The sequence below is a fragment of the Polaromonas sp. P1_G4 genome, assembly GCF_056405475.1.
In genome coordinates this window covers 1-6,497 of the sequence record NZ_JBFUCA010000228.1, presented here as the reverse complement: position 1 = coordinate 6,497, position 6,497 = coordinate 1, and the positions used below count along the sequence as shown (strand labels likewise).

At 63.8% G+C, this 6,497-nt stretch carries 8 protein-coding genes; 7 read left to right on the top strand and 1 reads right to left on the bottom strand.

Annotation, left to right across the window (positions count from 1 at the left end):
• On the top strand, nt 1–541 hold a 541-nt coding region (locus tag AC1D1X_RS12740; RefSeq protein WP_477698393.1), incomplete at its 5' end, for an MgtC/SapB family protein.
• A gap of 25 nt (nt 542–566) precedes the next feature.
• Here the strand turns inward: AC1D1X_RS12740 and AC1D1X_RS12735 are convergent.
• Nucleotides 567–1,010, bottom strand: a complete 444-nt coding sequence (locus tag AC1D1X_RS12735) for a hemerythrin domain-containing protein (protein WP_477668435.1) — start codon at nt 1,008–1,010, stop codon at nt 567–569.
• Nucleotides 1,011–1,190: 180 nt separating this feature from the next.
• Here AC1D1X_RS12735 and AC1D1X_RS12730 point away from each other — a divergent pair, with 180 nt between their 5' ends.
• The 6 genes from AC1D1X_RS12730 to AC1D1X_RS12705 form a co-directional block, all read left to right on the top strand.
• Nucleotides 1,191–2,147, top strand: a complete 957-nt coding sequence (locus AC1D1X_RS12730; RefSeq protein ID WP_477668436.1) for a complex I NDUFA9 subunit family protein — start codon at nt 1,191–1,193, stop codon at nt 2,145–2,147.
• Between the two features lie 245 nt (nt 2,148–2,392).
• The gene (locus tag AC1D1X_RS12725) at nt 2,393–3,151 is read left to right on the top strand and encodes a glutathione S-transferase family protein (protein ID WP_477668437.1); all 759 of its coding nucleotides are present in this window, start codon (nt 2,393–2,395) and stop codon (nt 3,149–3,151) included.
• Between the two features lie 12 nt (nt 3,152–3,163).
• The gene (locus tag AC1D1X_RS12720) at nt 3,164–3,469 is read left to right on the top strand and encodes an NIPSNAP family protein (protein WP_477651240.1); all 306 of its coding nucleotides are present in this window, start codon (nt 3,164–3,166) and stop codon (nt 3,467–3,469) included.
• A gap of 59 nt (nt 3,470–3,528) precedes the next feature.
• Nucleotides 3,529–4,803, top strand: a complete 1,275-nt coding sequence (locus AC1D1X_RS12715) for a multifunctional CCA addition/repair protein (RefSeq protein WP_477668438.1) — start codon at nt 3,529–3,531, stop codon at nt 4,801–4,803.
• A 78-nt stretch (nt 4,804–4,881) separates the two neighbouring features.
• On the top strand, nt 4,882–5,718 hold the full coding sequence (gene otsB, locus AC1D1X_RS12710) for a trehalose-phosphatase (protein ID WP_477668439.1): 837 nt from the start codon (nt 4,882–4,884) through the stop codon (nt 5,716–5,718).
• The coding region (locus AC1D1X_RS12705; protein WP_477698392.1) for a glycoside hydrolase family 15 protein at nt 5,715–6,497 on the top strand (783 nt) is incomplete at its 3' end. The genes otsB and AC1D1X_RS12705, both read left to right, overlap by 4 nt.

The window sequence follows — 6,497 nt, the reverse complement described above, 5'->3', positions numbered from 1 at the left end:
CACCTGGTGGCAGCAAGTCGGTGACACCATCGGCTCGGAGTTTTCAGATTTGCCCGATGCCGAGCAGGCCACGCGCGTCATGGTTCGCCTCACGCTGGCGGCGTTGCTGGGCGGCTTGCTGGGCATAGAGCGCGAGCAAAAAGGCAAGGCCGCCGGCGTGCGCACGCACATGCTGGTGGCCATGGGTTCCGCGATGTTCGTGCTGGTGTCGCAGCAGTCCGGCATGATCACCGCCGACTTGAGCCGGGTGATTCAGGGCGTGATTGCCGGCATCGGCTTTCTGGGCGCGGGCACCATCCTCAAGGGGCACATCAAGGGCAACCCCGACGAAGAGCAGGTCAAGGGCCTGACCACCGCCGCCGGCATCTGGCTGACGGCGGCCATTGGCGTGGCGGCCGGCATGGGACGTGAAAGCACTGYGGTCCTCAGCACCCTGCTGGCGCTCGGCATCCTGGCGCTGGTGCCGCGCCTGGTGCGTTTTCTGGAAAAGCCCGAACCGCTGCTCAAGCCTGACGGCGACAAGCGCGGGGACGGTTCATAAGCTCGTCCAGGGGCGCCGTGGTGGTTTAATTTTTCGTGCGCTGCGAGACGAACTCGCCTTCATAGCCCTTGGCCAGCGACAGCTTTTCGGCTTCGCTCAGCACCTTTCCCGCCAGCTGGAACACACCCTGCTCCTCGTCTTCAAGGTGGTGATAAATCTTGTGGTGCAGCTCTTTGGCCGTGGCCAGCCAGGCGGGCGAGCTGAAATCGGTTTCTTCCAGCGTTTCCACCAGCTTGTCCATCTGGTGGTGCTCGGCAATGCCGTGGCGTGAGGGTTCCTGTGTCATGTCGTGCGCAATCAGCGGCACATAAAAAAAGCGCTCTTCCGCCGCGGCATGCGCCGCCAGTTCAAGCTTGAGCTCCTTGAACAGCGTGGCTCTTTCCTTGCTGTCGCCCTGCGTTTTGATGAGGTTGTCCGCCAGGGCGCGCTGGGTGACATGGCTTGTTCGCAGTGCTTCAAAAATGTTCATTCAACCATTATGGGGACGGCGCAGGCCCTGGCGTGTAGGCCAAGGGCGGATCCTGCAAGGCCAAAAATCGCTATTAATTTGATAGCTGCTTGCGACCATCCAGCATGGCCTGGAGGCCTGAATGGCCAAAGAATGGGCCAACAGGGCGCAAGGCACGGTAAAAGCGCTAAATTAGGGGTTATGAAAAAAATCCTTCTTCTTGGCGGCACCGGCTTTGTCGGCGCGCACGTCTGCGAAAAACTGGCGCGGCTGCAATGCCGCGTCACCGTGGTCACTCGCCGGCAGGCCAATGCCCGCCACCTGCAAATGCTGCCGCTGGTGGATGTGATTGAGGCCGACGCCCACGATGCTTCCTCGCTGGCACCGCTGCTGGCCGGCCACGACGCCGTGGTCAACCTGATTGCCATCCTTCACGGCACAGAGGCCGCATTCGACAAGGCGCATGTGCAACTGCCGCTGGAGCTGGCCCGGGCCTGTGAAGCCAGCGGCCTCAGGCGCATCGTTCACATCAGCGCCCTGGGTGCTTCGCCCGGTTCGGCATCGATGTACCAGCGCAGCAAGGCGCGCGGTGAAGCCGTGCTGCTCAGCACCGGGCTGGATGTGACCGTGCTGCGGCCCAGCGTGATTTTTGGYGCTGAAGACAAATTCCTCAACACCTTTGCCCGGCTCCARCAGATCTTTCCGGTGGTTCCGCTTGCAGCCGCGGATGCGCGCTTTCAGCCCGTCTGGGTGGAAGACGTCGCCGACGCCATCGTGCACTGCCTGCAAGACCCCGACACCGCCGGCCAGATCTATGAAGTTTGCGGGCCCGACGTGTTCACGCTGCGCCAGCTGGTCAGGCTGGCCGGTCGCTACGCCGGTATCAACGGCGGCAAGGGCCGCCCGGTGATCAGCCTGCCGGATTCCCTGGGGCGCCTGCAGGCGCGCCTCATGGAGCTCGCGCCCGGAGAGCCGCTGCTGAGCCGCGACAACCTCGACGCCATGGCCACCGACAACGTGGCCACCGGCAAGCTGCCCGGCCTGCAGGCACTGGGTGTTCATCCTGCCGCGCTGGATGCGGTGGGGCCTTCTTATCTGGGAGCGCAGGGCTTGCGCAGCGGACTGACGGCCAAGCGTAAAACCGCCGGCCGTTTTTAGGCCCCCACGCTTCCCCACTTCGTGTGGGTCGCTGCCCCCCGAGGGGGCGCTGCGCCTGCGGCCCGGCAAAGCCGGTTCCGCGGCCCCGGTTGGCCTGAAGAGGAAATCCGCCCTTCTTACTCGCCGTGGATGTAGCATTAATTTCAAAGATTTTTTGCATCAATCGTGATTTCGCACGGCGGTAGCATCGCAAGTCGTTTTTCCATTTGACTTCTTTCCTTCATCATCAGCAGAACAGGGACACCATGCTCAAGCTCTACATCGGCAATAAAAACTACTCGTCCTGGTCCATGCGCCCCTGGGTGCTGCTCAAGCAGGCCGGCATTCCTTTTGAAGAAATCAAACTGCGCTTTGACTCGTTCGATGCCAACTCGACCTTCAAGGAAAAAATCAGCGGCGTGAACCCGACCGGCCGGGTGCCGGCGCTGGACGACGGCGGTTTTGTCGTGTGGGACACGCTGGCGATTGCCGAATACCTCGCGGAACGCTTTCCCGAGAAAAAGCTCTGGCCGCAGGATGTGAAAGCGCGCGCCCGGGCGCGCAGCGTATGCGCTGAAATGCACAGCGGCTTTGGCGCGCTGCGTTCGGCCTGCCCCATGAACATCGAAGCCGACCTGTCGGACATGGGCCAGCTGATCTGGCGCGACAAATCGGCCGTGCGTGCCGACGTGCAGCGCATTGTCGAGATGTGGACCGAGTTGCTGCAGCAATACAAGGACCCTCGTACCGCCGGGCCGCCCCAAGGTGCGAGCGCCCCCTCGGGGGGCAGGGAGACGCAGTCGACCGTGGGGGCCAATTTCTTGTTTGGAGAGTTCGGCATTGCCGATGCCTTCTTTGCGCCTGTGTGCATGCGCCTGAGCCGGTACGCCCTGCCGGTACCGGCGGAAATCGGCGCCTACATTCAGCGCGTCAGCGCGCTGCCCGGTGTCAAAGCCTGGATCGACGACGCGCTGGCCGAAAACGATTTCCGCGAATTCGAAGAGCCCTACCGCGTCAGGCGCTGAACGGGAGACATCATGGTCACGATCTATCTGCGTTACGTGCTGAACACCGCCAAACTCAAGGAGTTCGAGCACTACGGCAAGCTGTGGATTCCGCTGGTCGAGAAATTCGGCGGCACGCACCATGGCTACTTCATGCCCAGCGAAGGCGCCAACAATATTGCATTGGCCTTGTTCACCTTTGAGAGTCTGGCGGCCTACGAGATTTACCGCCAGAACTCCTTTTCCGACCAGGAATGCCTGGCGGCTTTCAAATACGCCGAAACGACCGGCTGCATCATCAGCTACGAGCGCAGTTTCTTCCGGCCTGTTTTTTCCTGAACCGAAAGTCCGGCGCCGACCGGGCTGTTGGGGCTGGCGCGAACCGCTAAACTGACCTGATGGAAATATTCATGGTTGGTGGCGCGGTGCGCGATACCTTGTTGGGCCTGCCCGTGCAGGACCACGATTGGGTCGTCGTGGGCGCCACCCCTGAAGCGCTGGTGGCACAAGGCTACCTGCCGGTCGGCAAGGATTTCCCGGTGTTCCTGCACCCGGACACCCGTGAGGAATACGCCCTGGCCCGCACCGAACGCAAAACCGCGCCGGGCTACCGCGGGTTTGTGGTGCACGCCGAGCCCGACGTCACGCTGGAGCAGGACCTGGCGCGGCGCGACCTCACTATCAATTCAATAGCTGCTCCCGCCCGTCCAGAAACAGCTTCAGCCAGTTTTAACCCCAATTTTTCGGCGCTGATCGACCCGTTCGGCGGGCAGCAGGACATCCGGGACAAGGTATTGCGCCACGTGACGGATGCCTTCCGCGAGGACCCCGTCCGCATCCTTCGCCTGGCGCGCTTTGCCGCGCGCTTTCCGGATTTCTCCGTGGCGCCCGAAACCATGGCGCTGATGCGGGACATGGTGGCCGAAGGCGAAGCCGATGCGCTGGTACCCGAACGGGTGTGGCAGGAGTTCGCACGCGGGCTGATGGAGGGCAAGCCTTCACGCATGTTCGAGGTGCTGCGCGAATGCGGCGCGCTGCAAAAGTTGCTGCCCGAGGTAGCGCGCCTCTGGGGTGTACCCCAGCCCGCCAGCCACCACCCCGAGGTCGACACCGGCGTTCACCTGATGATGGTGCTGGACATGTCGGCGCAGCTTGAGGGCTCGCTGGCCGTGCGCTTTGCCTGCCTGTGCCACGACCTCGGCAAGGGCACGACACCGGCCGATGTTTTGCCGCGGCACATCGGTCACGAAGAACGCAGCGCCCAACTGCTGAAAGACGTCTGCGAGCGCCTGCGCGTGCCGGTCGACTGCCGCGAGATTGCCGACGTGGTGGCCCGCGAGCACGGCAACGTGCACCGCAGCGAAAGCCTGGGCGCCGCGGCCCTGGTGCGGCTGCTGGAGCGCTGCGATGCGTTTCGCAAGCCCCAGCGTTTCGGCGATATTTTGCTGGCCTGCGAATGCGACGCCCGCGGGCGCCTGGGCCTGCAGGATTCGCCCTACCCGCAACGCCCGCGCCTGCTGGATGCCCTGGCCGCGGCCCAGGCGGTGCAAACGCAGCCGCTGGCGCTGCAGGCCCAGGCGGCGGGACGCGGCGGCAAACAGATTGGCGAGTCCATCCACAGAGCACGCGTCAAAGCGGTGCAGGACAGCCTCCCCGGCACCGCTACAGAGTAGCCGCCATTGGCTGAAATGTGGAAAAGGGCGAAACCGGCCTACAGTGATTCAGCAGGGGCTCTGCTAAGGTGAATGGCGATGCATTTATCACCTTCTTCATCGCCGCCCCGACCCTCTTCACACGCACTTCCTCCCGGGCCTTTCGGGTCATTGCCGGTCATCAACGCGCAGACCGCCCTTTTTCTGGACTTTGACGGAACATTGGCCGACCTGGCGCCAGAACCCGACGCAGTCCAGCTGGTTTCAGGCGTGATTCCAGCCCTGGCGAGGCTTTCAGCGCAGTTGGGCGGCGCGCTGGCGATTGTGTCGGGCCGCAGGCTGGCCGACCTCGATGGCTTTCTCGCGCCTTTGCGGCTACCCCTGGCCACCGAACATGGCGCGCAGCGCCGCGATACGCAGGGCCGCGTCGTCAGCCTGGCAGAGCCGGACCTGCGGGAGCTCACCCGACGCGCCACCGACCTGGCCGCGCATCATGACGGGTTGCGCGTGGAAATCAAGCTGGCGGCCGTTGCCCTGCACTATCGCCACGCACCCGAGCTGGAAGCACTGTGCCTGCAGGTCATGCAGGAGGCGGCCGACCGCACGCCCGGTGTCGAGCTGCTGCATGGCAAGTGTGTTTTTGAAGTCAAACCGGCCAACGTCAGCAAAGGCTCGGCCATCAAGGCTTTTATGGCCGAACCGCCATTTGCGGGCCGCCTGCCCCTGTTTGCCGGCGACGACACCACCGACGAAGCCGGCTTTGCGGCCGTGCAATCCCTGGGCGGTGAAGGCATCAAGGTCGGCGAAGGCGCCACCCAGGCGCGCCATCGCTGCGCGTCACCCGAGGCGCTGCACCAATGGCTGCATGCGGCCTTCGGCGGCATGGCGCGGGAGACCGACGAAACACCGGCCGCCGCGCCAGAAAGCCGCCCATGAACGTCGCCGCCGACTCCCTGAACTTCGCGCCGCCCGCCCAACCCTCGCTGGCCATGGGCGTCATCGGCAACTGCGCCTTCAGTGCGCTGATTGATGTGCGCGGCCGCATCGTCTGGTGCTGCCTGCCGCGGTTTGACGGCGACCCTGTATTCAATGCGCTTCTCGAGCCGCAGCCCGCGCAGGACGACGCGACCRCCCCGGGCATCCAGGACTCGCAGTCCAGCGCCTTCGCCATCGAGATCGAGGATTTCGCCGAAGCCAAGCAGTGGTATGAGCCCAATACGGCGGTGCTGCGCACCCAGTTGTTCGACACACGCGGCCAGGGCATCGAGATCACCGATTTCGCGCCGCGCTTTTTCAGCCGATCACGCTTTTTCAGGCCCATGACGCTGGTGCGCCGCGTCAAACCCATCCACGGCGCGCCGCGCATCCGCGTATCGCTGGACATCCGCTTCGACTGGGGCCGGCGCAAGCCGCTGATCACCCAGGGCAGCAACCACCTGCGCTATGTGGGCGACGAGCTGACGCTGCGCCTGAACACCGACGTGTCGATTTCACACCTGCTGTCAAAGCAGCCTTTTGTGCTGACACGCGAGCATAATTTTCTGCTCGGCGCCGACGAGTCGCTGCCCGACGGCATTGCCGACACGGCGCGCCTGTTTGAGCAGGAAACCATTTCCTACTGGAAAAAATGGAGCCAGCGCCTGCACATTCCGCTGGAATGGCAGGAGGCCGTGATACGCGCAGCCATCACGCTCAAGCTTTCGCTCTTTGAAGAC